This window comes from Allobosea eneae, from assembly GCF_042657265.1.
Lineage (GTDB): Bacteria > Pseudomonadota > Alphaproteobacteria > Rhizobiales > Beijerinckiaceae > Allobosea > Allobosea eneae.
In genome coordinates this window covers 1-841 of sequence record NZ_JBHSLW010000147.1, presented here as the reverse complement: position 1 = coordinate 841, position 841 = coordinate 1, and the positions used below count along the sequence as shown (strand labels likewise).

The 841-nt window shown below is 72.1% G+C and carries 1 protein-coding gene; it reads right to left on the bottom strand.

The window, feature by feature from the left end; translation table 11 throughout:
* Positions 1–841 (bottom strand): methyl-accepting chemotaxis protein (locus tag ACFPOB_RS31085; RefSeq protein ID WP_377801990.1); only part of this gene is annotated, 841 nt, incomplete at both ends.

Sequence of the window (841 nt, the reverse complement as noted above, 5' to 3'; positions counted from 1 at the left end):
GCGGCAGGGCGCGCCCCGGCTCCGGAAGACACCGCTCCAGCGGCCATCGCAACGCCGGCCCCGCTGCCCGTCCGGAAGCTCGCCACCAGCGTGTTGAGCTCGCCGATCCGGCCCGACAGCGCTCCGGCCGAGGCGGCGCTCTGCTCGGCCAGCGCCGCATTCGCCTGGGTCATCTCGTCGAGATGGGCGACCGCCTGGCTCATCTCGTCGATGCCATGGGCCTGCTCGGCCGAGGCCGCCGAGATCTCCTGGATCGTGCCGGTGACCTTCCGCGAGGCCGCCAGGATCGTCTCCAGCGACTCGCCGGCCCGGCGCACCAGCTTTACCCCGGCCTCGACCTCGGCATTGGACGACGAGATCAGCCCGGAGATGTCCTTGGCCGCCTCGCCCGAGCGCTGCGCCAGGGTGCGGACCTCCGAGGCGACGACGGCGAAGCCCTTGCCGGCATCGCCGGCCCTTGCCGCCTCGACGGCGGCGTTGAGCGCGAGCAGGTTGGTCTGGAAGGCGATGTCGTCGATCACCCGGATGATGTCGGAGATCTTGCGCGAGGCCTCCTCGATCCGGGCCATGGCGCTGACCGCTTCGCCAGCGATGGCGCCGCCGTCCTGGGCCGCCTTCATCGCCTCCTCGGCGACCGCCGCCGCCTGGCGCGCGCCCTGGGCCGAAGCCTTCACCGAGGCCGCCAGCTCTTCGGTCGTCGCCGCGGTCTCCTCGAGCGAGGAGGCCTGCTCCTCGGTCCGCTTCGAAAGGTCGTCCGCGCCCGTGTTGATTTCTCGGGCGGCGATGCCGACCTCCGAAGCGGTCAGCTGGATGGTCGAGACCGTGGCGGAGAGACGGTCGA